This window comes from Streptomyces sp. ADMS (assembly GCF_033441795.1).
Taxonomy (GTDB): domain Bacteria; phylum Actinomycetota; class Actinomycetes; order Streptomycetales; family Streptomycetaceae; genus Streptomyces.
Map to the genome: position 1 here is coordinate 43,659 of NZ_JAVFVX010000024.1, position 23,621 is coordinate 67,279.

Consider the following 23,621-nt stretch of genomic DNA (forward strand, 5'->3'; position numbering starts at 1 on the left):
CCCGGTGCGGCCAGCCACCCGCCGGTTCAGGTGAACTGACGGTGTGACATGAACGGGCGGGCCGGTCGGCGTGGATGGACGCCGGCCGGCCCGCCGTCGTGTGTGCGAGCCCCTGGTTCGTCACCCGGGAGCGGGGCCGCCGAACTCCGCCAGATGCTCCGCCGTCCACTCCCGGTACCCGCGCGCCGACCGGCCCAGCAACTCCGCCACGGTCGGCTCCACCTGCCCCTTCGACCCGTGCCGTCCCCGCGCGGCACTCTCCGCGAGGGCGTGGGCGACCGGTTCCGGATATCGTGCGAGCAGTCCCCGCAGTACCTGATCCTCGGTCAGTTCTACGAACTTCAGTCGCCGTTGCAGCAGCTCGCCCAGGATCTCCGTCTGTTCCACCGGAGTGATCCCGGCTGGTCCGGTGAGCGCGTACGCCCGCCCCGCGTGCCCCGCCGCGTCCGTGAGTGCCCCTACTGCCACATCCGCGATGTCCCGCGGGTCGATCGCCGCGGTCGCCACCGTGCCGTCCGCGCCCCGCACCACGCCCTCCGCCCGGATCGAACGGGCCCAGCCCAGCGTGTTGGACATGAAGGCGCGCGGTCGCAGCAGGGTCCAGGACAGGCCCGAGGCACGCAGCAGCCGCTCGTTCTCCCGCTGCCACTCCGTGACCAGATCGGTGGCGCCGGGCTCGGTCACCGACAGCGTGGTCAGCTTCACCGTGTGCCCGACTCCCGCCGCGCGGGCGGCCGTCAGGAAGTTCTCGTCATGGGCATGCGTCAGCGGGTTCGCGGTGACGAGCAGCGCCGACCGTACGCCGGTCAGTGCCCGGCGCAGACTGGCGGGGTCCTCGAAGTCCCCGCCCACCACCTCGGCGCCCGGGCCCGCGAGGGCGGCGGCGCGGGCGGGGTCGCGGGCCAGCAGCCGTACCGGCTCGGTGGCGGGAAGGCGCCTGGCCACCAGACGGCCGACGGTGCCAGTCGCGCCGGTCAGCAGGATCACGACGCCTTCAGGTCGGGGGAGTCGATCGACGAGAGGACCCGGGCACCCCGGTCCTCCCTGCTGTCGAGGCCGAGCAGCAGCCCCGGCACCGCGATGCTCGGCAGGATGTGCGCCCACAGCACGGACAACCGGTGGCCGAGATCCGCCCGGTCGGTCATCGCCCGCGACATCAGCTGAATGCCGGTGAAGCCGCCGACCAGCAGGTCCACCGTCTCCGGTGGATCCACCGTGGGCAGCAACTCGCCCTGCTCACGGGCCTGTTCCATCAGCGACGTCAGTCGCTCCGACCACTGCCGGAAGGGCTCCGAGTGGTCGACGTGGTTCGGCGTCTCCTGGTCGACCGCCAGCCGGACGCTGCCCCGCAGCAGGGAGTTGGTCAGCAGTCGCTGGCCGACCACGAACGTCATGTCGATGATCTCCTGCAGCTTGCAGGGCTGCGACGGCACACTGCCGAACGGCACCTGCTCGTCGAGCACCGCCTGCGCGAGCGACTCCTTGGAAGGGAAGTGGAAGTACAGGGCGCCCTTGGTGACCTCGGCCCGTTCCAGCACCATCGCGATGGTCGTGGAGGTGTAGCCGTGCTCGTCGAATACCGCGCCCGCCGCTTCCAGGATCGCCCTGCGCGTCCTGATGGCGCGCTCCTGCTTCGCCATAAGAGGCCCTCCCTGGCGCCCAGTTGGCCGGTCTCCGTTGCAGTGCCGAACCGGCGCCGTGCTGGTGCGTGACGGCGCGTGGTCAGGTGCGCCGGAACCGCCGATCATAGGGCCGGGCCGACTGATCTCGTTGAAAACAAACCGGTCGCCTCGTACTCTATCGCTCACCGAGGCGGGCGCCTTTCCGGCTGCCACGCCGTACGTGGGACCGAGGAGAGACATTGCTTCCAATGCCGCAGTCGGCCGAAATCCCGACCATGACAGCGGGCGTTCCGCGTCAACTCGTGCACCGCGCGGCGATCGCGGAAACGTTCCCCACCGGTTGGTCCCGAACGGGGACCGACCGGTTCAGCGTCTCCGCGCAATGGCCGCGTGTCCATTGTTTACACGTGTCGCCCGACCGCACCACGTACGATCCGCTGCTCGTCGTGGAGACCGTGCGCCAGGCCGGAACCCTGCTCAACCACACCGAGTACGAGGTGCCGCTGGACCACCAGTTCGTGCTCCAGGAATTCCGGATCACCACATTCCCCGAGCACCTGGGCGTCGGACCGGTCCCGGCCGAACCCGTGGTCGACATCACCTTCGCCGACATCCGTCATCGTGGCAAGCGCCTGGTCTCGGCCCGTTATGAGGCCGACGTACGGCTTGACGGCGAGTTGGTCGCGCACGCCGACGTCGCCTTCACCTGCACCAGCGGCGCCGTCTTCAGCCGGTTGCGCGGCGGCCGGAGCGCGGCCACCGTGACCGCGCTGCCCGTTCCGCCGGGCCTGCCGGCCACCGAGGTGGGCCGGGACGCGGCGGCCGATGTGGTCCTGGCGCTTCCCCGGCAGGCCGATGGTCACTGGCAGTTGCGAGTTGATACCGGTCATGCTGTTTTCTTCGACCATCCGCTTGATCACATACCGGGCATGCTGCTCCTGGAGTCCGCGCGGCAGGCCGCGCTCGCGCGAACGGGCACCGGCGGCGGCCTGATACCGGTGGCCTTCGACACGACGTTCCACCAGTTCGCCGAACTGGACGTGCCCACCTGGATCGAGTCCACGTGTGAAGGCGGCGGGGCCCTGAAGGTCGTGGGAACACAGGAGGGGCGCACGGTTTTCGAGTGTGTGGTGGGCACCGCGGAACGGTCGGCTATCTTGTACAGGGAGTAAGAAACAAACGGCATATCCCGTTTTTCTTCAGGGAGTTCGGGAGCTCCGACGGTGGGGAGGGGTGGCGCCGATGGCGAGGCAGTTACGCGCCGAGCAGACCCGAGCGACGATCATCACGGCCGCGGCCGACCTGTTCGACCGCCACGGTTATGAATCGACCAGCCTGAGCGACATAGTCGAGCACGCCCATGTCACCAAGGGCGCCCTCTACTTCCACTTCGCGGCGAAGGAGGATCTGGCCCACGCCATTCTGGAGATCCAGTCCAGGACCTCCCGGCGGATGGCCAGAGAGATCGACGGCCGCGGCTGCTCCTCGCTCGAAGCGCTGATCCGTATCACCTTCGGGCTCACGCGGATGGCTGTCGAGGGCCCGGTCTCCAGGGCGGGCCTGCGTCTCGCCGCCGGCGACGTGGTCGTACGGCCGCCTCTGCGACACCCGTTCCGAGAGTGGTCGGAGATCGCCTCCGGCAAACTCCTCGGCGCGGTCAAGGAGTCCGACGTACATCCGGACGTCGACGTCGACGCGATGGCGCACTCCCTCGTCAGCTTCTTCGTCGGCAGCCGTGTGGTCAGTCGCGCGGTGGAGCCGGTGGCGCGCCAGCCCCGCCGGACGGCGGACATGTGGCGGCTCACCATCCGGGCGCTTGTCCCGACGCCGAGGCGGGCGCGGTATCTGAGTCTGGTGGCGCAGTTGGAGCGGGAGACAAGAGCGGTGGCGTGAGACGGGCGGCGCGGGCGGTGGTCCGGTGTGCGGGCCGGGCGGTTCGGTCCGAGCGGTCCGAACTGGGCTGTGGGTTTCGGGCCGCATGTCCGCGCGCGGTGACGTCCCGGGGCGCGCGGTTTCGCGGACGGTACGGTGAGACGCATGCCTGCCTCCGACTCCGTGTCCCCGTCCGTGATCCTCGGCAACGAGGAGGGCTCCTTCCCCTGGAGCGTGCTGGCCGAACGGCATCCCGCGCTCATCCAGAAGGTGCGGGACGCCTTCCCGTACGGCCCGGAGCAGCATCGCGCCCTCGACGCACTCCTCAAGAACTGCACCGAGGGAGTCGTCGAACCGCTCCCCGCCGGGGCCCAGGACCGGGATCAGTGGGAGGAGTGGGGGACCCACCAGTATGCGGGCCGGTCCTGGTTCGACGTGCCGTGGCTGTGGGCGGAGGGGTACTTCTACCGTCAGCTTCTCGAAGCGGTCGGGTACTTCGGGAGTCGCGGGGCGAGCGGTGGGGGTCGCGAAGCCGGGGGTGCCTGGCGAGGGATCGACCCCTTCCGCCCTTTCAAACTCGCCGAACTGGACGCCCCCGAGACCGACGGGGAACTGGCCGCACTCGACGACCTGGTGACCAGGCCCGAGGAGGAACAGGCCCGCGCCCTGCTCCACGGGTCGCTCTGGGGCAACCGGGCCGACCTCGGCTTCCGGCTCTCCGGCGCGGACGAAGGAGGGGAGGCGGCGGGAATCGTCGCCGACGACAGTGAGGTCCTCTGGTCGCTGCTCCGGCCCGCCCGGCGCGACGCCGGCACGGTGTGTCTGGTCGCGGACAACGCGGGCCGGGAACTCGTCCCCGACCTGCTGCTCCTGGACCATCTGCTGACCCGGGGATACGCCGAACGCGCCGTCCTGCACGTCAAACCGCACCCGTACTTCGTCTCCGACGCGACGACCGCCGACGTGGTCGACGCCCTGCGCCGGCTTGCCCGAGCGCCGGGGGCGGCCGCCGCGTACGGCCGCCGTCTCTGGTCCGCGATCGGCGACGGCCGGCTCGCGGTACGCGCCCACCCCTTCTCCTGCGCCCCGCTCCCTTACGCCGCGATGCCCGGCGACCTTCGCGGGGAGTTCGCCTCGGCCACGGTCACGGTGATGAAGGGCGACCTGAACTACCGCCGTCTGGTCGGTGACCAACTCCGGCCCCCCACGACGCCGTTCGCGGACGTCACCGCGTACTTTCCCGGCCCGGTGGCCGCCCTGCGAACCCTGAAGTCGGACGTGATCGTCGGCCTCGACGCGCGCACCGAGTCGGCACTCGTCGCCGCGGAAGGGCAGCGCTGGCGTACCAGCGGTACGCGTGCGGTGATTCAGGTGTCGTCGTAGGGCTCGCATGTCGAGTGAACTCACAATGCCCGTCCGGAATCCCGGAATCAATCCTGATTCACGCGATGGTGTGATCATGTGCCGCGCCGTGGATGGCGCGTCCGGGCCAGGGGTAGGGCCCCGCTCATGACACAGCCGTTCGTACTCCCGCACTTCTACATGCCGTATCCCGCGCGGCTGAACCCGCATCTGGACGAGGCGCGTGCCCATTCGACCGTCTGGGCACGGGAGATGGGGATGCTGGAGGGCTCAGGCGTCTGGGAGCAGTCCGACCTCGACGCACACGACTACGGGTTGCTGTGCGCGTACACGCACCCCGACTGCGACGGCCCCGCCCTCTCGCTCATCACCGACTGGTACGTGTGGGTCTTCTTCTTCGACGACCACTTCCTGGAGGTGTTCAAGCGCAGCCAGGACCGGGACGGCGGCAAGGCCTATCTGGACCGGCTGCCCCTGTTCATGCCGCTCGACCTCTCGACACCCGTACCGGAGCCGCGGAATCCGGTGGAGGCGGGCCTCGCCGACCTGTGGGCACGCACGGTTCCGTCGATGTCCGTGGACTGGCGCAGGCGGTTCGCCGTCGCCACCGAGCATCTGCTGAACGAGTCGATGTGGGAACTGTCCAACATCAACGAGGGACGGATCTCCAACCCCGTCGAGTACATCGAGATGCGCCGCAAGGTCGGCGGTGCGCCCTGGTCGGCGGGGCTCGTGGAGTACGCGACCGCCGAAGTGCCCGTCTCCGTAGCGGAGTCGAGGCCACTCAGGGTGCTGATGGAGACCTTCTCGGACGGCGTCCACCTGCGCAACGACCTGTTCTCCTACCAGCGGGAGGTCGAGGACGAGGGCGAGCTCAGCAACGGCGTGCTGGTCCTGGAGACCTTCTTCGGGTGCACGACCCAGGAGGCCGCCGACACCGTCAACGACATCCTCACCTCACGGCTCCACCAGTTCGAGCACACCGCGCTCACCGAAGTGCCCGGGCTGGCCCTTGAGAAGGGCCTCACGCCGGACCACGTCGCCGCGGTGGCCGCGTACACGCGCGGGTTGCAGGACTGGCAGTCGGGCGGCCACGAGTGGCATCTGCGCTCCAGCCGGTACATGAACGAGGGAGCCCTGGGGGAGTCGCGGCCATTCGGAGTCGGCTCCTTCGGAACGTCCGCCGCCAACATCGGCGCGCTCCTGGCCTCGGCCGGCGCCGAACGCCTGCGCGCCTACACGCATGTGCCGTACCAGAAGGTCGGCCCGTCCCTGCTGCCCGACTTCTACATGCCGTTCCGGCTCACCCTCAGCCCGCACCTGGACGGCGCCCGGCACCGCCTCGTCGACTGGACGCACAGCATGGGCATGCTCCAGGAGGGTGTCTGGGACGAGGACAAACTCGCTGCGGCCGACCTTCCGCTGTGCGCGGCCGGCATCCACCCGGACGCGACAGCCGACGCCCTCGACCTCAGCTCCGCATGGCTGGCCTGGGGCACCTACGGTGACGACTACTACCCCCTCGTCTTCGGCCACCGCCGCGACCTGGCCGCCGCCCGCATGTGCACCGAGCGCCTCTCCGCCTGCATGCCCATCGAGGGCGACGGGTTCCCGGTTCCGGTCAACGGCATGGAACGCGGGCTCAGCGACCTGTGGCGGCGTACGACGGTCGCGATGACCCCCGACCAGCAGCGCACGTTCCGCGCGGCGGTGGATGTGATGACCGAGAGCTGGGTGTGGGAACTGGCCAACCAGACCCAGAACCGCATCCCCGACCCGGTCGACTACCTGGAGATGCGCCGCGCCACCTTCGGCTCGGACCTCACGATGAGCCTGTGCCGCATCGGCCACGGCCGGTCGGTCCCGCCTGAGGTCTATCGCAGCGGTCCCGTCCAGTCGCTGGAGAACGCGGCCGCCGACTACGCGATGCTCATCAACGACGTCTTCTCGTACCAGAAGGAGATCGAGTACGAAGGCGAGATCCACAACGGCATCCTCGTCGTCCAGAACTTCTTCGGCTGCGACTATCCGACCGCGCTCGGCATCATCCACGATCTGATGACCCAGCGCATGCAGCAGTTCGAGCATGTCGCCGCCCATGAATTCCCGGTTCTGTACGACGACTTCAAGCTCACGGACGACGCCCGCGAGATCATGGACGGCTATGTGGCCGAGCTGCGGAACTGGCTGTCCGGCATCCTGAACTGGCACCGGCAGGTTCCCCGCTACAAGTCCGACCACCTCGCCGCCAGGTCCCACGGCTTCCTGCCGGACCGCAGCAGCCCGGCCCTGCCGATCGGCTGACGGCGGCCGATCTCCGTCAGCCGAGGCCGCGCACCCGCTCCGCCGTCTTCTCGGCGAGCTCCCGTACGCCCGCGGCGGCGTTCCCCGAGAGCTCGCCGAGTATCGCGTCGGCGGATGCCAGCAGGGCGCGGGCCTCCTCCGGGAGGTCCGCGTCGGCCAGCGCGCGGGTCAGGGCGTAGTGCTCCTCGGCGATGAAACGGCCGAGGTTCACCCCGTGCCAGAGCCGCAGGGACGTGTCCCGGGGGTCGGTGAGGACGGCACGCAACGTCGCCAACGTGGCGGTGGCCTGCGGCAGTCGGTCCAGCTCCCGTTCGAGGCGGGCCTGCGTCAGACGGGCCGACACCCGGGCCCAGGCCGTGTCCTGAAGGCCGGCGAGCAGACGCTGGGCGCGCAACGCTTGGAACCGGTCGCCCAGTTCCCGGAACTCGTGGCTGAGCGCACGCAACGGGGACGTGTCCAGGGCTTCCGGTGTCCCGCCGGGCCGCCGGAGCCGATACTGTCCCAACTCGATCTCGTCCAGCAGGCGGATCAGCGTGACCCGGGCCAGTTCGGTCATGCCCTGGTCGCGGGCCAGCTCCGTCCAGGTGAACGCCGGCTCGTCGGACAAGTCCGTGCCGAACATCGACGTGTCCAGATCCAGCGCCCACCGCCGCAGGTCGGCGCCCGTGCTCCCGGCCCCGGGCATGGCGCTCAGACCGCACGCCGTGTCGAAGTCCGTGTCCCGGACCTCGTGCAGCAGCGGCAGGTCCTCGGCCAGGCCGTGCAGGCCCACCAGGACGGCTCCGAGACGCAGTTCGTCCGTCATCGACGACCGGGCCTCGTACCTCACCAGATGCCGCAGCAGGCCAAGATCGCCGTCCGCGCGGTCGAACTGCGCGGCCCGCAGGGCGAGTCGGCGGCGCAGTGGATCCCGGGCCACCGCGTCCCACGCCGTGGGACCGCCGCCGGCCCGCAGCGCGGCCAGGTCGGCCCGGCCGCGGGCGAGCACCGGCTCCCACAGGGGTGGTCGCGGATGCCGGTCGAGTCGCTCGTAGGCGCCGCCCTCCTCCGTGTTGAGCAGCAGGAAGTCTGGCTCGGTGCGCAGCAGCGCCGAATGCAGCATGCCGATCAGCTCCAGGGGGGAGCGCTCGGGGAGTCCCAGGGCGCCGCGCAGCTCGGCCCGTTCGGCGTCGATGCCGTAGTCCGCGCGGATCTCCTCCTCCGTCTCCGCGACCCGCGCGAGTATCTTCTCCGTACCGTCGGCGGGCGACAGGTCCAGACAGTCGTGCCAGCCGGGCAGGCCGATCACTGTCTCCAGGGCCTCGTCGGCACTGGAGCCGATGACCCCGGCCGAGCCCTCCGAGTCGGCGTACAGGACGGATCCGTCCGCGCACACGAAATACGTACCTCCCGCGCCGTCGCCGGCCACCGGCGTCAGCGGTCCGCCCGAGGCGAGGCGGACGTCCTCTCCGTGATCGGCGCGGCCGAGGTCGAAGTCGAAGGGGAACGCGGCCAGTTCGGTGGCGGAACGGCTCTGCCGCAGCCGCCGCAGGGCGTGGTCGGTCATGCCGCAGAACGTAACAGCACCCACTGACAACAGGATTTTTCGGTTGTTCGGACGCCTATGGCTGCCCATGTCCGACCCTGCGTCAGTCTCACTCGTTCGTGGCTCGTTGTGCGCCGGTGTGCCGGGTAGAGCACCTGCCGGAGGCGAACCATGGAACAGACTGCGCTGCGTCCCAAGCCGATGCCCGGTCAGGAACCGGCCGGCGGCACCACATCCCGCCCGGTCCGGCGTCCGCATGCCGCGCGCCGGCGTGGCCGACGGCTGACGACCCTTCTGTTCGGCCTCTTTCTCGGGGCCGTCCTGATTCTCGCGGGCGTCGGTCTCGGCACGCTCGGTGCCACGGTCATCGGCATGAGCAAGCTCGCGGACCTGCAGCGCCAGGCGGGACCGGGCGGGCAGACGGCGCGACCGGGGGAGGGGCCGGGCGCACGAGGCGGCGCGCCCGCCGAGTCCGGGGCCGGGACCGAGTCCCGGTCCGAATCCGGATCCGGGGCGGGCCCTGCCAGGGCGCCCTCGGGCAGCGCGAGTCCGGCCTCCTCGCCGTCGGTCGTGACCGCGACGCTCGGTGTCGAGGCCGTGGACGCCGAGAAGACGGGAGCCCTGGTCGTGGGTGTCCATGTCCCCGGCCCGGGCTACACCGCCGGCCTCGTTCGGGGGGACGTACTCCTCACGTTCGGCGGTACCCGGGTCGGCTCGGCGGCCGATCTCGCCCGTGTGATCGCAGGCGCCCGCCCCGGTGCCGAGATCACCCTCACGGTCCGTCACCGCAACGGCGGCCATCAGCAGCTGATGGCGATTCCGGGCGTCGTCACCTGACCGCCCCCGTCACACGACCACCCTGAAGTGGCTGGTCAGCCGACCGGCGTCGTCCAGCAGATGAAAGGCGAGGCCGACCGGTGCGTCCCGGTCCGCGACCTGCTCGCCCTCCCAGGGCAGCCGGAGGGTCCAGGTGACCCCCGGGCCGACGAGCAGCGGCCGGCCGGCGAAGGCCGTGGCCGCCGGTGTGTGCGCGTGACCGGTGAGGAGCCCGGCGATCTGCGGCCTGCGCTCCATCAGGGCGGCCAGTCGGCCGGGTCGGCCCAGCTGGTAGGCGTCCGGCAGGGGATGGTGCAGGGCGACCGGCGGATGGTGGAAGGCGAGCAGTGCCGGGACGTCGTCGTCCAGTTCGTCGAGCGTCGCGTCGATCCAGTCGTACGTCTCGTCGTCGAGGGCGCCTTCGTCGCGGCCCGGCACGCTGGAGTCGCACATCAGAACGGCTGCGTCGTCGAAGAAGTGCGCGCTGTTGACCGGCCCCTCGGTGGCGGGCAGACCGAGCAGGGCCTTGCGGTAGGGCGCGCGGCTGTCGTGGTTGCCCGGGCAGGTGAGGACCGGGAAGGGTGCGTCGCCGGTGCGCAGCCCGAGGATGCGCGCGGCCTCCTCGTACTCGGCCTCCGTGCCGTGGTCCGCGATGTCCCCGGTCACCAGCAGGGCGTCCACATGCCCCGGCAACTGCCACAGCCGGTCGCGCACCTGTTCGGCACGCGCCGTGGATCGCGCGGTTCCGTCGAGGTGCAGATCGCTGATGTGGGCGAGTACGAGCATGGCCTTCCGCCTCCTTTAATGGTTCGGGTAGATCTAACCATTAGATCTAATGGTTGCTCAACTCCTCTCCGTTAGTTGTGTGCGTGGCAGGAGCGACGTTCGAGCCGTCAACCGGCTCGCGCCGCCCCGCGCATCCGGGCAGGATGCTGCCCGTAGCCCCTCGCCCTTCCACGGAGGCCCGGATGACCGGTAGCAGGCCCGCGCCCTTCACCGCCGACGACTACCGGGCCCGGATGCGGCGCGCCGCACAGGCAGCCGAGGACGCGGGTCTCGCCGGCCTCCTGGTGGCGCCGGGACCCGACCTCGTCTGGCTCACCGGCTACGCGCCCACCGCGGTCACCGAACGCCTCACCCTGCTGGTCCTGGCCGCCGGACAGGACCCGGTCCTCGTGGTCCCCGCACTGGAGGCCCCGGACGCCGCACACGCGACGGGCGCAGCCGCCCTGACCCTGCGGGACTGGACCGACGGCAAGGACCCGTACGCGGCCACCGCCACCCTCCTCGACGGAGCGGGCCGCTTCGGGGTCAGCGACAACGCGTGGGCACTGCACCTGCTGGCACTCCAGACGACGCTGCCCGGCACCTCGTACGTCTCCCTCACCGAGGGCCTGCCGATGCTGCGCGCGGTGAAGGACGCGGCGGAACTGACCCGCCTGGCAGCCGCGGGCGCGGCTGCCGACGCAACGTACGAGGAGATCCGGGAGGTTCCCTTCGCCGGACGCCGGGAGAGTGATGTCGCGGGCGATCTGGCCGATCTGCTGCGACGGTTCGGGCACTCCCAGGTCGACTTCACGATCGTCGCCTCCGGCCCCAACGGCGCCAATCCGCACCATGAGGCCGGTGACCGTGTCATCGAGCACGGCGACATGGTCGTCCTCGACTTCGGCGGCCTCCTGCACGGCTACGGCTCCGACACCTCCCGCACCGTCCACGCCGGCGAACCGGACGCCGAGCGGCGCAGGGTCCACGACATCGTGCGCGAGGCCCAGGAAGCGGGCTTCCGTGCCGTGCGGCCCGGCGCCGCGTGCCAGGACGTCGACCGGGCGGCCCGCGCGGTCATCACCGAGGCCGGGTACGGCGAGTACTTCATCCACCGCACCGGCCACGGCATCGGCGTCACCACGCACGAACCGCCGTACATGATCGAGGGCGAGGAACGGCCCCTCGTACCGGGCATGTGCTTCTCCGTGGAGCCCGGCATCTATCTGCCCGGCCGTTTCGGCGTACGCATCGAGGACATCGTCACGGTGACCGGGGACGGCGGCCGGCGCCTCAACAACACGACCCGCGAGATGGTCATAGTGGACTGACGGCACACCCAGGAGCCCCGCCCCCCGACAGACACTCCGGACGACAACGGCGCGACCATGACCCAGGCACCGACACCCACCGCGGACACGGTCCGCCGACTGGTCCGCTCCCTGATCGCGGGCGGTGCCGTCGGCGCGGGCGGCGCGACCGGTACAGCAGGCCCCGACGTCAGGCCCGCCGGCGCCGGCGGGGCGGGCGGTGGGCACTCCACCTGGTGGGTCGGCTCCCGGCATGTACTGCGCCTGGCCCCCGACCGCGAGACGTCGGTACGACTGCGCCGCGACCTTCGCCTGCGCGACCTCGTACGCCCGCACATCAGTGTCGCCGTCCCTGTCGGCGTGGTGCACGGCGAGTGGGCCGACGGACTTGCCTTCACGCTGGACACCAGAGTGCCCGGCGGGTCGGCGGAGGAGCACGATGTCTCCGCCGTCGGCGAGGCAGACCTGGCCGCGCTGCTCACGGGGCTGCGCGAGGTGCCCGTACGCCAGGCCGAGACGCTCGGTGTCCCGCGGGTCGGGCCACGCTCCCTGGAAGGGTTGCGCCGGGCCGCCGTGGGCGCGGTCGAACGCCTCGCCGCAGCCGACGAGTTCGACCCCGCTCGGCTCCACCAGCTGACCCCGTCCGCCACCACCCAGCTCGCCGCGCAGGCCGGTACGGCGGTACTCGTCCACCACGATCTCAGGGGCGAACACCTGGTGCTGAGCCCCGACGGGCGGGTGCGCGGTGTCGTCGACTGGACCGGCGCGGTAGTCGGCGACCCTGCCGAGGACATCGCCGGCCTCGCCCTCGCGGTCGGCTCACCCGCCGCTGTACGGGCGGCCACCCTTGCCGGTTACGCGGCCCGCCCGTGTCTGCGCGGCCTCTGGCTCGCCCGTTGCGACACGGTCGTCCGGCTGGCCGAGAGCATCGCCCGCCGCGACTCCGCCCCGCTGCCGCTCCTGAGAGTCCAGCTGCGGCGCGCATGGGAGGCGATCCTGCTGGAACGGGTGACGGAGCTGCGGGAGGAGGACGAGGAGGGGTAGGCGAAGGGGACGGTGAGGGGAAGCGTGAGGACGTAGGCGTTTACGCGAACGACTGCGCCGAGTCTGCGCTCACCCCTGCTCCAGGACCACGCAGGATTCTCCGGGAACGTGCAACAACCCGTCCGTGCCCGGCAGATCGACCGGTTCCCAGGCGGCCAGCACCCGTGCCCGCCGCGGGCCCAGGGGGATCGCCGCCGACTTCGCGGACAGGTTCGCCACCACCCGTACGTCCCCGCGCCGGAAGGCGATCCAGCGAGCCTCCTCGTCGTGGGCGACCTTGATGTCCGACAGGTCCGGGTCCCTGAGGTCGGGCTGGGCGTGGCGCAGGGCGATCAGTTCCCGGTACCAGGACAGCACGCGCGCGTGCGGCTCGCGGTCGGGCTCGGACCAGTCGAGGCAGGAACGGTCACGGGTCGCCGGGTCCTGGGGGTCCGGGACGTCCTCCTCGGCCCAGCCGTGGGACGTGAACTCCCGTCGCCTGCCCCGCCGTACGGCCTCCGCGAGGTCCGCGTCCGTGTGGTCGGTGAAGAACTGCCAGGGAGTGCCCGCCGCCCACTCCTCACCCATGAACAGCATCGGAGTGAACGGCCCGGTGAGCATCAGCGCGGCGGCGCAGGCGAGCAGCCCGGGGGAGACGGAGGCCGAAAGGCGGTCCCCCTGGGCGCGGTTGCCGACCTGGTCGTGGGTCTGCGTGTAGCCCAGCAGCCGGTGCGCGGCGATGCCGTTGCGGTCGAGTGGGCGGCCGTGCAGGCGGCCCCGGAAGGTCGAGTACGTGCCGTCGTGGAAGTAGCCGCCCGTGAGCGTTTTGGCGAGCGCCGCGAACGGGGCCCGCGCGAAGTCCTCGTAATAGCCCTGGGCCTCACCGGTCAGCGCCGTGTGCAGGGCGTGGTGGAAGTCGTCGCTCCACTGCGCGTGCAGTCCCAGGCCGCCGCCCGCGCGCGGGGTGACGATCCGCGGGTCGTTGAGGTCGGACTCGGCGATCAGGAACAGTGGCCGGCCCAGGTCGGCGCCGAGGCCGTCCACGGCTGTCGACAGTTCCTCCAGGAAGTGGCACGCGCGCGTGTCCCGCAGCGCGTGCACCGCGTCCAGCCGCAGCCCGTCGATTTGGTAGTCGCGCAGCCAGGCAAGCGCGCTGCCGAGCAGATACGCGCGCACCTCGTCCGAACCGGGCGCGTCCAGGTTCACGGCGGAACCCCAGGGCGTCTGATGCGTGTCCGTGAAGTACGGGCCGAAGGCGGGCAGATAGTTGCCGGACGGCCCCAAGTGGTTGTGCACGACGTCCAGAACCACGCCGAGACCCAGTGCGTGCGCCCGGTCGACAAACCGTTTCAGTGCCTCGGGGCCGCCGTACGGCTCGTGCACGGCCCACAGCGAGACCCCCTCGTACCCCCAGCCGTGCCGCCCCGGGAACGGACACAGGGGCATCAACTCGACGTGCGTGACGCCCAGTTCCACCAAGTGACCGAGCCGCTCGGCCGCCGCGTCCAGCGTGCCCTCGGGCGTGTACGTCCCGACGTGCAGTTCGTACAGGACCGCGCCCGGCAGCGCGCGCCCCGCCCACTCGGTGCGCCAGGCGTGGCGCCCGTGCTCCACGACGGCGCTCAGCCCGTCGGGGCCGTCCGGCTGGCGGCGCGAGCGTGGGTCGGGCAGCACAGGGCCGTCGTCCACGGCGAAGCCGTAACGCGACCCGTCCCGGGCCTCGGCCTCGCCCGACCACCAGCCAGGGCGCTCCGGATCGCGTTCCAGCGCGCGTGCGCCCGCATCGCACTGGAGCGTCACGCGACTGGCCTGCGGTGCCCACACCTCGAAGTGCACGGACGAATCCCCTTTGTCTGCCGAGCGGTGCTCACCGGGACGTAGCCCGTCCCATGGTGCTTCAAACGCCGACGGTCCGCGCTTGAACCTTCACGTTTGCCTCAGGTGTCGTCAGGCCGGCCCGGCGGGCCGCTGTTTCCGTGTTCTGTGGACACCCCGCGCGCGCTGCCCGACAATCACGAAGTGACGTCGTCCTTCGAGTTCCACACGTACCCAGCGCGCCTCTCCGACGCGGAGCGCGACCGGGCGCTGAAGGCACTCCGGGAGGGGGTCGCTCTGGGCCGGCTCTCCCACGACACGTTCATCCGGCGCATGGAACTGGCGCTGGCCGCCCGCCGGTCCGACGAACTGGCCGTCCTCACCGCCGATCTGCCCACCGGGAACCGCCTGTCCCGCCTGGTGTTCGGAACGGTCGAAGCGGTCTCCGGCTTCACGGTACGGCTGCGCAGGGCCTGGCAGGCCGAGCGGCTCCCCAAGCTGTTGCTGCCCCGCCCCGGCAACGGCCACCCGCTGCGCATAGGGCGCGACCCCGCCAACGGCCTGCGGCTCACCCACGAGACGGTCTCGCGCGTCCACGCCGAACTCCGGCACCAGGGCGGCCTGTGGGTGCTGCGCGACCTCGGCTCGACCAACGGCACGACGGTGAACGGCCGACGGGTGATCGGCGCGGCCGTCGTCCGCGACGGCGACCAGATCGGCTTCGGGCGCATGGCGTTCCGCCTCTCGGCGGAGTGAGGGCGCGGCCCGCCGGGCTGCCCCGCCGGAGCGGTTCAATTTGCCTGCCGCGGTGTTGACGTACCCCACGAGTCGTGACTGACTGTGCGGGCACCGTGTACACCAGGTGAACCGACGGTCCCGCTCCGTGGAGGTGTGCCCTGCCGCCGCTCCTCCGCTACCCGTCCGTGGACGAGCTGGCAGACCGGGCCGCCGCACTCGTCGCCCGTCACCCCGCCGACGCCAGGCTGCGTACCATCGGCACCTCGCGCGCGGGCACCCCCCTGCGGCTGCTCTCCGTGGGACACGGCAGGCGGCAGGCGCTGGTCGTCGCCGGACCGCACGCCAACGAGCCCGTGGGCGGCGCGACCGCCCTCCGGCTGGCCGAACGGGCCCTCGCCGACCCCGGGCCCACCGTCCGCGCGGACGCCACCTGGAACCTGCTGCTGTGCCTCGATCCCGACGGCTCGCGCCGCAACGAAGGCTGGCTCGCGGGTCCGTACACCCTCGGGCACTACTTCCGGAACTTCTTCCGGCCCGGCTTCCGGGAACAGCCCGAATGGCTGCCCGACGGCGCCGCCGGGGCCGCCCTGCCGGAGACCCGCGCGCTGCTCGCCCTCCAGGACGAACTGCGGCCGTTCTTCCAGTGCTCACTGCACGGCGTCGACGTCGGCGGCGGCTTCGTGGAACTCACCCGCGACCTGCCGGGCCTCCCACAGCGTGTCGCCCAGACCGCGGCCCGGCTCGGCATACCGCGCGAACTCGGTCCGTACGACGCCCTGTACTGGCCCCGTCTGGGACCCGCCGTGCACCGGATTCCGCCGCCGAGGCCGGGCGACCTGGCCGCCGCCATCACGGAGGCCGCCGTCGAGTCGACCTGGTTCCATCCGCACCGGCACGGCACGGTGACGGCGATAGTCGAGGCGCCCATGTGGGGCGTGGCCGCCGTGGAGGACGACACCCCGCCCGCCGACGCCGACGCGGTGCTGCGCACCGTCAGCCACACACTGCGGCACGACACGCGGTGCCTGGAGGTGGTCCTCGGACGGCTGCGGCCCCACCTCGCGCGCGCGGCGGACGCGGACCGTCTCCTCGCCCCGGTGGACGACTACTTACTGGTCTGCCCCGGTCTCGCCGACGCCTGGGATCCCGACACGGACGACGGCACCGGGCGCCCGCTGCCACCGCTCAGCACCGCCCATCTGGCCGCCCTGCGCATCGCCGGGCGGCGGCTGGCGCTGCGTACGGCGGGGCTGCTGCACCAGCTGGCGTGCGCCGCCGGTCCGGAGGCCGCCGACGTTCTGCGCGCGCTCGACCGGCTGATCGAACAGGGGTGCGCCGACTACCGCGACGGCTGCGGGGCGCGCTGGATACCGGTCGCCCGGCAGGTGGAGTACCAGTCGCGGGTGGTGCTCGCCGCGTTCGAACTGGCGGGCCGCCACGCGCGCGTGGGCTCCCGTTCGGGTGAGTCGGGCTGGGGCACGGGGACCGCGCTGCCGATGCACAGGGAATGACCCACACGATCAACACCGGCAACACGAACAACACGAACAACACGAACAACACGAACAGTACCGATATCACCGACAACACGTTCCAACCCGTCCGGATCACCAGGACCGCCGGGAGTGCGCGAGCGGTACGTGGTGCCCTGCTGGCCGTCGGCCTCCTCCTCGTCGGCTCCGCACCGGTCCAGGCGGTCTCCCGGGCGGACGTCCGGGACAACTGGCTGTACGTCACCGTCACCCGGGGCGAGGCGGGCGCCGCCGACACGCGCGGGACACTGGTGCTGTGCGACCCGCCCCAGGGACACGCGCAGGCGGCCCGCGCCTGCGCGGACCTCGACGCCGCGGACGGCGACATCGGCGCCATCCCGCCCAGGGAGGTCATCTGCCCGATGCTCTACTCACCCGTCACCGTGCATGCCCGCGGCGAGTGGAACGGCCGCCCGCGGGAGTACGACAGGACCTTCTCCAACGGATGTGAACTGGGGGCACGGACCGGGGCTGTGTTCGCACTCTAGAAGGCACATCGGGGGCGCCCTGGAGAGGCGAACGGCTTGCCCTAACCCCTCCGAGGGGCCCCCTCGCGCGCGTGCCGCGCCGCGGCCACCACCGTGCGGGCCTGGTGCTCGACCTGGTTCTCCAGGGGCACCCAGCGGGCACGGAAGCGGTCCATGAACGCGTCGCTCCAGGCCGCCACCAGGTGTTCGAGGCGAGGCGCCGCGCGGTCGTCGGTCTCCCGCAGGACCCGCAGCAGCATCGCGGCGGCCCGCAGCGGCAGCCGGCGACCGAACGCGTCGACGCTGCCGACGTACGCCATCGTCGTGTCGGCGGGCGGTGTGTGCGTCCAGTCCGCGGCCAGCCCGGGCACCAGCTCCAGCGCCCACCGGGCGGCCCGCAGCAGTGGCCCCTCGGCGCCCTCCAGCCGGGGCAGGGCGTCGGCGAGGACCAGTTCGACCTCCAGCGAGTCCCGCAGCAGGCGGCAGGCGAGCCGCCGTATCGCCGCCGCCGGCGCGGGATGCGGGGCCGGGTCGTCCACCAGGTCGCTCGCCCACATCGGCACCTCGACGACCGCGGTCAGACCGCCGTACCGATGGGCGTGATACCAGGTGCTGTGGCGGGCGTCGTCCGGCATGCTCGGGTACGCCGCGTCCGAGCCCGGTGCCGGCATCACATGCACGCCGGGGCCCGACGCGGGCCAGCCCGCCGCGTCCGAGGCACCCGTCTCCACCGGGATGTGCAGCTCCGCCGCCGACTTGGCGAACGGCTCGGCGAGGCCGGGGATGTCCTTCGTCAGCTGCACCCAGCTGCCGCCCACGTCGGTGCCGTGCAGGGTGACCTGGAGGTAGGGCCGCAGTTCGTCGATGACACCGGTCAGGGCGCGGGTCTCCGGCGGCAGCCGGTCGGGCGGCAGTACGGAGGGCGACCACTCCGGCTGCTCGGGCCCGGCGGGCCGGTAGAAGCCGTGGTGGTAGTCGAGCAGGCTGCGCGGCGCCGGTGTGACGTGCAGGCTGGCACCGTCCGGGTCCGCGCACAGCAGGAAGTGCCAGGAGACGCCCGACCGCAACTCGCAGTCGTGCAGGGCACGTTCCGCGAGTGCGAGGAGCGTGGAGCCGCCCGTCGGTTCATTGGCGTGGGCACCGGCGACGACGAGCACGGCGCGTCGTGCGTGGCCCACGGACAGCAGGTGCAGAGGCCGTCCCGCGCGGGAGGAGCCCACCTGTCTGAAGGTGCACAGGATGGGCCGGTGAGCCGCCAGCGCTCGGGCGGACGAGACGAGTTCGTTCACACTGGGGTAGCGCAGCTCCGGCAGGAGACTCACCCCCGTCTGGTCCACCCGGCGTCGCAATCCGCAGTACCCCATGGCGTCCGGGAACTGTCAAGGAGGTAGTGGGGGCGGCTCCAGGGGGCGCCAAGGAGCATTCACCGCCGCGGGTACGGCCGACGGGTACGGCCGACGGGTACGGCCGACGGAGACGTCCGCCGCGGGGGACGGCCGCGCACGGCCCGCCGAGGGCGCGTACGCGTGCCGCCGGCGGGGCGAGAAGAGGGCGACGACACTCACCACCACGCGCCGGTCGCCTCACTCGGGCTCCAGGCGCGTGCGCGGGCGTGAGCCGGTCGCTCTGGTGCCCACTGGGGCGCGCGTCGACGTTCGCGCGCCCACTGCCGTCACTCCTCGCCGACCCGCTCCAGCAGTGCCACCGGCGACCGCGCGAACAGCTCCCCCACGTGCGCGTGCCCGGTGAACTCACTTTCCGGCGCCAGCAGGTCGGCCCAACGGCCGGGCGGCAGCGGCAGCAGCGTGTCCTGCCAGCCGCCCGTTTCCGCCAGCCGCAGGGACAGCCGGGTGACCGCCGTGACCACCTCCCCGGAGCGCGCGAACGCCACGCAGTGCGCCGCCGCCGGACCCTCCGCGACGAGCGGGCTGTACGTCGCCGTGTCGCCGAACACCGTGGGGCGCCGCGCGCGCAGCCGCAGTGCCGCAGCCGTCAGCTCGGCCTTCTCGCCGGGAACCTCCGGAGGGAAGCGGACGGGCCGGCGGTTGTCCGGGTCCACCAGAGCCCGGTACTCGCTCTCGGTGCCCTGGTAGAGGTCCGGAACGCCCGGCATCGTCAGATGGACCAGGGCCGCGCCCAGGACGTTCGCCCGGACGTACGGCTCCAGGGCGCTCCGCAGCGCGGTCACATGCCCGCCCGGTGCCCCGCACGGGCCCGCCGCCACGAACGCCGCCACCGCCTCCTCGTACGCGGGTTCCTGCTCCGTCCACGCGGTGTACAGGCCGGCCTCGCGGACATGCTTCAGCAGGGCGCCCTGAAGACGCTCCCCGTCTGCCGGGCCCAGGCCGAAGGCCGTCTGCCAGGCCGCCCACGCCAGCTGGGCGTCGGGCACCCCCTCGCCGGTGCGCGTGACCTCCGCCAGGACGTCGGCCCAGCGCTGCGGGCACTCGGTGAGCACGGCCAGCGCCGCGCGTACGTCGGCGCTGCGCTTCGTGTCGTGCGTCGACAGCACCGTCCCCGTCGCGGGCCAGTCGCGCTGCACGCGCGCGCAGTAGGCGTGGAAGTCCTCCGGGGACACCGCGGGGCTGCCCGGGCTGCCGCCCACCTCTGTCGCCGACAGCAGCGGCACATAGCGGTAGAACGCCGTGTCCTCCACGGACTTGGCCCGAAGCGCCGACGCCGTCTGCGCGAACCGGGTCCGGAACTCGACCTGTCCGTCCCCGTCTCCGTACCGCCCGAGCAGCAGATCCCGTACCACGTCCACGGCCCCGCCCTCCTCCGGGACGACGAACGCCCGCCGGGCCTCGGCGGCGGCCTCCTCTGTGACCACGGACGCCGTGTCCCCGGGTGTGTAGGGGCGGTAGACCTCCAGGCGGACCAGCAGCTCGCACAGTGCGGTACGCAGGGCCCAGGGGGCGCGATCGCGCAGGGCGAGGTCCGGGGAGGCGGCGCAGAGACGGTCCGCCTCGCGGGTCAGCCGGTCCACCTCGGTGGCCAGCTCGTGCGTCACCACCTTGTACGCGGCCCGCCGTACCGTCGCCTCCCAGTGCCCGCCCCGGTCGGCCTGAGCGGCTGCGAACCGCCGGTACTGGCCGAGGAGTTCGCCCACGCCCGCGGGGTCCGTGAACAGGCCGTCCAGGTGCCGCAGGGCGTCGTAACCGGTGGTCCCGGCGACCGGCCAGTCGGCCGGCAGCCGCTCCCCGTCGGCCAGGATCTTCTCGACCACCGTCCAGCGGCCCCCGCTCGCCTCGTGCAGACGGCGCAGATACCCGCCCGGGTCCGCGAGACCGTCCGGATGGTCGACCCGCAGCCCTTCCACCACCCCGTCGGCGAGCAGCTCCAGCAGCTTCCCGTGCGTCGCCGCGAACACCTCGGGGTCCTCGACCCGCACGCCGATCAGCTCCGAGATGCTGAAGAAACGCCTGTAGTTGAGCTCGGTGCGGGCCAGCCGCCACCACACCGGGCGGTACCACTGTGCGTCGACGAGCTGCGCCAGTGGCAGCTTCTCGGTGCCCGCCCGCAGGGGGAGCACCTGGTCGTAGTAGCGCAGAACGGGACCGTCGTACCCGAGGTGCGCGTCCTCCCAGTGCTCGACCTCGAGGTGGTCGCTCGCCGCGCCGAACGGCTGCCCGAGCACCGGCAGCACCAGCCGGCCGTCCTGGGCCTCCCAGTCGATGTCGAACCACCGCGCGTACGGTGAGTCGGGGCCCTGCCGGAGCACCTCCCACAGGGGGCGGTTGTGGCGCGGGGACATGGCCATGTGGTTCGGCACGATGTCGGCGACCAGCCCGAGACCGTGCTCCCGCGCGGTTCGCGCCAGCGCGCGCAGCCCCTCCTCGCCGCCCAGCTCACCGCGCACGCGCGTGTGGTCCACGACGTCGTAACCGTGCGTCGAACCCGGGACGGACTCCAGGAACGGCGACAGATGCAGGTGGGAGACGCCGAGCGAGGCCACGTACGGCACAGCGGCCGCCGCGGCGCCGAACGGGAACGCGGGCTGGAGTTGCAGCCGGTAGGTGGCCGTGGGCACGACCGGGTCAGGACGCTCAGGTGTCATGGGAACCTACGTACCCGCCCCGCCGCCTTTCGTGTCATCCCCTCCTGCACCTGGCTGCCCCGCCGCCGAAAACGACCCTCCACGCGCGTGCCCCGCCAGACCCGCTATGCGGGACGTTGCAGCACCGTCAGACTGTGGTCCATCAGGGTCAGACGGTCGCCGGCCTCCACTTTCACGCCCGCGCCCGGTGCCACGCCCTCGGGGAGGGACGTGTCGATCACGACCTGCCACCGCCTGCCGTGGTTGACCGGCACCACGAACTCCAGGGTCTCCGGCGAGGCGTTGAACATCAGCAGGAACGAGTCGTCGGCGATGTGCTCCCCACGGGCACCGGGTTCCGAGATCGCGTTGCCGTTGAGGAACACGCTCAGCGCGCCCGCCTGTGACGAGTCCCAGTCGCGATGGACCATCTCCTCGCCCGCCGGAGTGAACCAGGCGATGTCCGACAGCTCGTCGTGGGTGCCCTCCACCGGGCGGCCGTGGAAGAAGCGGCGCCTGCGGAAGACCGGGTGGTCCTTGCGCAGCCACACCATCGCGCGCGTGAAGTCCAGCAGTTCGGCGGAGGCGGACTCGCCGTCTTCGGCGCCCGGCCACGGGACCCAGGAAATCTCGTTGTCCTGGCAGTACGCGTTGTTGTTGCCGCCCTGTGTGCGCGCGAACTCGTCGCCGTGGCTGATCATCGGCACGCCCTGGGACAGCATCAGCGTCGCGATGAAGTTCCGCAGCTGGCGTCCCCGGAGGGCGAGGACGGCCGGGTCGTCGGTCTCGCCCTCCTCGCCGCAGTTCCAGGACCGGTTGTGACTCTCGCCGTCCCGGTTGTCCTCGCCGTTGGCCAGGTTGCGCTTCTCGTTGTACGACACCAGGTCGTTGAGGGTGAAACCGTCGTGGCAGGTGACGAAGTTGATCGAGGCCAGCGGACGGCGGCCGTCGTCTTGGTAGAGGTCCGAGGAGCCCGTGAGGCGGGACGCGAACTCCGCGAGCGTGCGCGGTTCGCCCCGCCACATGTCCCGGACGGTGTCGCGGTACATGCCGTTCCACTCGGTCCACAGCGGCGGGAAGTTGCCCACCTGGTAGCCGCCCTCGCCCACGTCCCACGGCTCGGCGATCAGTTTCACCTGGGACACCACCGGGTCCTGCTGGACCAGGTCGAAGAACGAGGACAGCCGGTCCACCTCGTGGAACTGCCGCGCCAGGGTGGCCGCGAGGTCGAAGCGGAAGCCGTCGACGTGCATCTCGGTGACCCAGTAGCGCAGCGAGTCCATGATCAGTTGGAGCACGTGCGGGGACCGCATGAGCAGCGAGTTCCCCGTGCCCGTGGTGTCCATGTAGTAACGCTGGTCCTCGGCGAGCCGGTAGTACTGCGCGTTGTCGATGCCCTTGAAGGACAGCGTCGGGCCCAGGTGGTTGCCCTCCGCGGTGTGGTTGTAGACCACGTCGAGGATGACCTCGATGCCGGCCTCGTGCAGCGCCCGTACCGCGGACTTGAACTCCAGGACCTGCTGGCCGCGGTCGCCCCAGGAGGCGTACGCGTTGTGCGGGGAGAAGAAGCCGATCGTGTTGTAGCCCCAGTAGTTGTTCAGGCCCATGTCGACCAGGCGGTGGTCGTTCACGAACTGGTGCACCGGCATCAGTTCCAGGGCAGTGACGCCGAGTTCGGTCAGGTGTTCGATGATCGCCGGGTGGGCGAGCGCCGCGTAGGTGCCGCGCAGTTCCTCGGGCAGCGCCGGGTGGCGCATCGTCAGGCCCTTCACATGGGCCTCGTAGATCACCGTGTGGTGGTACTCGGTGCGCGGGCGCCGGTCGTCGCCCCAGTCGAAGTACGGGTTGACCACGACCGACGACATCGTGTGCGGCGCGGAGTCGAGATCATTGCGCCGCTCGGGCTCGTCGAAGTGGTAGCCGTAGACCTCCTCGCCCCACGTGACCGAACCGCTGATCGCCTTCGCGTACGGATCGAGCAGCAGCTTGGCCGAGTTGGCCCGCTGGCCGCGCTCGGGCGCGTACGGACCGTGCACCCGGAAGCCGTACCGTTGTCCCGGCATCACACCGGGCAGGTAGGCGTGCCGGACGAACGCGTCGCTCTCCCGCAGCTCCACCGCCGTTTCCGAGCCGTCGTCGTGGAGCAGACACAGCTCGACCCGGTCGGCGGCCTCCGAGAAGACCGCGAAATTGGTGCCGGCGCCGTCGTACGTGGCACCGAGTGGATATGCCTCTCCTGGCCAGACCTGCATGCACACGACTCTCTCAGTTGTCGGCCGACGCCGGGGCGGACTGCACTCCGAGTCTCCCCGAAAGTGATGGAACCACCTACGACTTACGTCCCTCTTACCGGTCGACCAGTGCATACACGCATCGCGGGTGTGCCGAAACTTTTCGTGCTTTACATACTCCCTGAGCTGCGAGGGGGAGTAAG

General features: G+C 71.5%; 18 protein-coding genes. 10 read left to right on the top strand and 8 right to left on the bottom strand.

What is annotated here, in order from left to right:
• Positions 1 to 120 precede the first annotated feature (120 nt).
• Both RB628_RS13405 and RB628_RS13410 read right to left on the bottom strand, forming a co-directional pair.
• Positions 121 to 987 carry an NAD(P)H-binding protein gene (locus RB628_RS13405; RefSeq protein ID WP_318320606.1) on the bottom strand — a complete coding sequence of 289 codons (867 nt, stop codon included), beginning with the start codon at positions 985 to 987 and terminating at the stop codon, positions 121 to 123.
• A complete protein-coding gene (locus RB628_RS13410) occupies positions 984 to 1,640 on the bottom strand; it encodes a ScbR family autoregulator-binding transcription factor (protein ID WP_318320607.1) in 657 nt (218 codons plus the stop codon). Before RB628_RS13410 ends, RB628_RS13405 begins: the two co-directional genes overlap by 4 nt.
• A 230-nt stretch (positions 1,641 to 1,870) precedes the next feature.
• Between RB628_RS13410 and RB628_RS13415 the strand changes: the two genes are divergently transcribed.
• The 4 genes from RB628_RS13415 to cyc2 all read left to right on the top strand — a co-directional run bounded on the left by RB628_RS13415 (position 1,871) and on the right by cyc2 (position 7,160).
• Positions 1,871 to 2,794, top strand: coding sequence for a ScbA/BarX family gamma-butyrolactone biosynthesis protein (locus RB628_RS13415; protein ID WP_318320608.1), 924 nt, complete (start codon positions 1,871 to 1,873; stop codon positions 2,792 to 2,794).
• Positions 2,795 to 2,864: 70 nt separating this feature from the next.
• Entirely contained in the window at positions 2,865 to 3,515 is a 651-nt protein-coding gene (locus RB628_RS13420; RefSeq protein ID WP_318320609.1) for a ScbR family autoregulator-binding transcription factor, read from the top strand.
• Positions 3,516 to 3,659: 144 nt separating this feature from the next.
• Positions 3,660 to 4,877, top strand: coding sequence for a damage-control phosphatase ARMT1 family protein (locus RB628_RS13425; RefSeq protein WP_318320610.1), 1,218 nt, complete (start codon positions 3,660 to 3,662; stop codon positions 4,875 to 4,877).
• 126 nt (positions 4,878 to 5,003) lie between these two features.
• Positions 5,004 to 7,160, top strand: coding sequence for a germacradienol/geosmin synthase Cyc2 (gene cyc2 / locus RB628_RS13430; protein ID WP_318320611.1), 2,157 nt, complete (start codon positions 5,004 to 5,006; stop codon positions 7,158 to 7,160).
• Between the two features lie 16 nt (positions 7,161 to 7,176).
• Here the strand turns inward: cyc2 and RB628_RS13435 are convergent, their stop codons facing one another.
• Positions 7,177 to 8,706: a hypothetical protein gene (locus RB628_RS13435; RefSeq protein WP_318320612.1), complete on the bottom strand. Its 1,530-nt coding sequence runs from the start codon at positions 8,704 to 8,706 to the stop codon at positions 7,177 to 7,179.
• 150 nt (positions 8,707 to 8,856) lie between these two features.
• On the opposite strand from RB628_RS13435, the gene RB628_RS13440 reads away from it, so the two are divergent.
• Positions 8,857 to 9,522 carry a PDZ domain-containing protein gene (locus tag RB628_RS13440; RefSeq protein ID WP_318320613.1) on the top strand — a complete coding sequence of 222 codons (666 nt, stop codon included), beginning with the start codon at positions 8,857 to 8,859 and terminating at the stop codon, positions 9,520 to 9,522.
• Positions 9,523 to 9,531: 9 nt separating this feature from the next.
• On the opposite strand, the gene RB628_RS13445 is transcribed toward RB628_RS13440, so the two are convergent.
• On the bottom strand, positions 9,532 to 10,287 hold the full coding sequence (locus RB628_RS13445) for a metallophosphoesterase (RefSeq protein ID WP_318320614.1): 756 nt from the start codon (positions 10,285 to 10,287) through the stop codon (positions 9,532 to 9,534).
• Positions 10,288 to 10,469: 182 nt separating this feature from the next.
• Here RB628_RS13445 and RB628_RS13450 point away from each other — a divergent pair, with 182 nt between their 5' ends.
• Both RB628_RS13450 and RB628_RS13455 read left to right on the top strand, forming a co-directional pair.
• Positions 10,470 to 11,597 (top strand): aminopeptidase P family protein, encoded by a 1,128-nt coding sequence (locus RB628_RS13450; protein WP_318320615.1) that lies wholly within the window; start codon positions 10,470 to 10,472, stop codon positions 11,595 to 11,597.
• Between the two features lie 57 nt (positions 11,598 to 11,654).
• On the top strand, positions 11,655 to 12,620 hold the full coding sequence (locus tag RB628_RS13455; RefSeq protein ID WP_318320616.1) for an aminoglycoside phosphotransferase family protein: 966 nt from the start codon (positions 11,655 to 11,657) through the stop codon (positions 12,618 to 12,620).
• A 69-nt stretch (positions 12,621 to 12,689) separates the two neighbouring features.
• Here the strand turns inward: RB628_RS13455 and treZ are convergent, their stop codons facing one another.
• The gene (treZ, locus tag RB628_RS13460; RefSeq protein WP_318320617.1) at positions 12,690 to 14,435 is read right to left on the bottom strand and encodes a malto-oligosyltrehalose trehalohydrolase; all 1,746 of its coding nucleotides are present in this window, start codon (positions 14,433 to 14,435) and stop codon (positions 12,690 to 12,692) included.
• 183 nt (positions 14,436 to 14,618) lie between these two features.
• Between treZ and RB628_RS13465 the strand changes: the two genes are divergently transcribed.
• The 3 genes from RB628_RS13465 to RB628_RS13475 all read left to right on the top strand — a co-directional run bounded on the left by RB628_RS13465 (position 14,619) and on the right by RB628_RS13475 (position 17,172).
• Complete coding sequence (locus RB628_RS13465) at positions 14,619 to 15,170, top strand: FHA domain-containing protein (RefSeq protein WP_318320618.1); 552 nt, start codon at positions 14,619 to 14,621, stop codon at positions 15,168 to 15,170.
• 167 nt (positions 15,171 to 15,337) lie between these two features.
• Complete coding sequence (locus RB628_RS13470; protein ID WP_318320619.1) at positions 15,338 to 16,663, top strand: M14 family zinc carboxypeptidase; 1,326 nt, start codon at positions 15,338 to 15,340, stop codon at positions 16,661 to 16,663.
• The gene (locus RB628_RS13475; protein ID WP_318320620.1) at positions 16,660 to 17,172 is read left to right on the top strand and encodes an SSI family serine proteinase inhibitor; all 513 of its coding nucleotides are present in this window, start codon (positions 16,660 to 16,662) and stop codon (positions 17,170 to 17,172) included. The genes RB628_RS13470 and RB628_RS13475 overlap by 4 nt, the downstream gene beginning before the upstream one ends.
• A gap of 41 nt (positions 17,173 to 17,213) precedes the next feature.
• Here the strand turns inward: RB628_RS13475 and RB628_RS13480 are convergent, their stop codons facing one another.
• From RB628_RS13480 to glgX, 3 genes are all read right to left on the bottom strand, one after another.
• Positions 17,214 to 18,473, bottom strand: a complete 1,260-nt coding sequence (locus tag RB628_RS13480) for a M14 family zinc carboxypeptidase (protein ID WP_318320621.1) — start codon at positions 18,471 to 18,473, stop codon at positions 17,214 to 17,216.
• A gap of 350 nt (positions 18,474 to 18,823) precedes the next feature.
• Positions 18,824 to 21,208: a malto-oligosyltrehalose synthase gene (gene treY / locus RB628_RS13485; protein WP_318320622.1), complete on the bottom strand. Its 2,385-nt coding sequence runs from the start codon at positions 21,206 to 21,208 to the stop codon at positions 18,824 to 18,826.
• A 104-nt stretch (positions 21,209 to 21,312) separates the two neighbouring features.
• Entirely contained in the window at positions 21,313 to 23,439 is a 2,127-nt protein-coding gene (glgX, locus tag RB628_RS13490; protein ID WP_318320623.1) for a glycogen debranching protein GlgX, read from the bottom strand.
• Between the last annotated feature and the right edge of the window lie 182 nt (positions 23,440 to 23,621).

Bases quoted from the DNA above. Each gene is read 5' to 3' on its own strand.
- RB628_RS13440 (WP_318320613.1), top strand. From the start codon at position 8,857: ATGGAACAGACTGCGCTGCGTCCCAAGCCGATGCCCGGTCAGGAACCG.
- RB628_RS13415 (WP_318320608.1), top strand. From the start codon at position 1,871: ATGCCGCAGTCGGCCGAAATCCCGACCATGACAGCGGGCGTTCCGCGT.
- treY (WP_318320622.1), bottom strand. From the start codon at position 21,208: ATGACACCTGAGCGTCCTGACCCGGTCGTGCCCACGGCCACCTACCGG.
- glgX (WP_318320623.1), bottom strand. From the start codon at position 23,439: ATGCAGGTCTGGCCAGGAGAGGCATATCCACTCGGTGCCACGTACGAC.
- RB628_RS13420 (WP_318320609.1), top strand. From the start codon at position 2,865: ATGGCGAGGCAGTTACGCGCCGAGCAGACCCGAGCGACGATCATCACG.
- RB628_RS13450 (WP_318320615.1), top strand. From the start codon at position 10,470: ATGACCGGTAGCAGGCCCGCGCCCTTCACCGCCGACGACTACCGGGCC.
- RB628_RS13445 (WP_318320614.1), bottom strand. From the start codon at position 10,287: ATGCTCGTACTCGCCCACATCAGCGATCTGCACCTCGACGGAACCGCG.
- RB628_RS13410 (WP_318320607.1), bottom strand. From the start codon at position 1,640: ATGGCGAAGCAGGAGCGCGCCATCAGGACGCGCAGGGCGATCCTGGAA.
- RB628_RS13455 (WP_318320616.1), top strand. From the start codon at position 11,655: ATGACCCAGGCACCGACACCCACCGCGGACACGGTCCGCCGACTGGTC.
- RB628_RS13475 (WP_318320620.1), top strand. From the start codon at position 16,660: ATGACCCACACGATCAACACCGGCAACACGAACAACACGAACAACACG.
- RB628_RS13425 (WP_318320610.1), top strand. From the start codon at position 3,660: ATGCCTGCCTCCGACTCCGTGTCCCCGTCCGTGATCCTCGGCAACGAG.
- RB628_RS13435 (WP_318320612.1), bottom strand. From the start codon at position 8,706: ATGACCGACCACGCCCTGCGGCGGCTGCGGCAGAGCCGTTCCGCCACC.
- cyc2 (WP_318320611.1), top strand. From the start codon at position 5,004: ATGACACAGCCGTTCGTACTCCCGCACTTCTACATGCCGTATCCCGCG.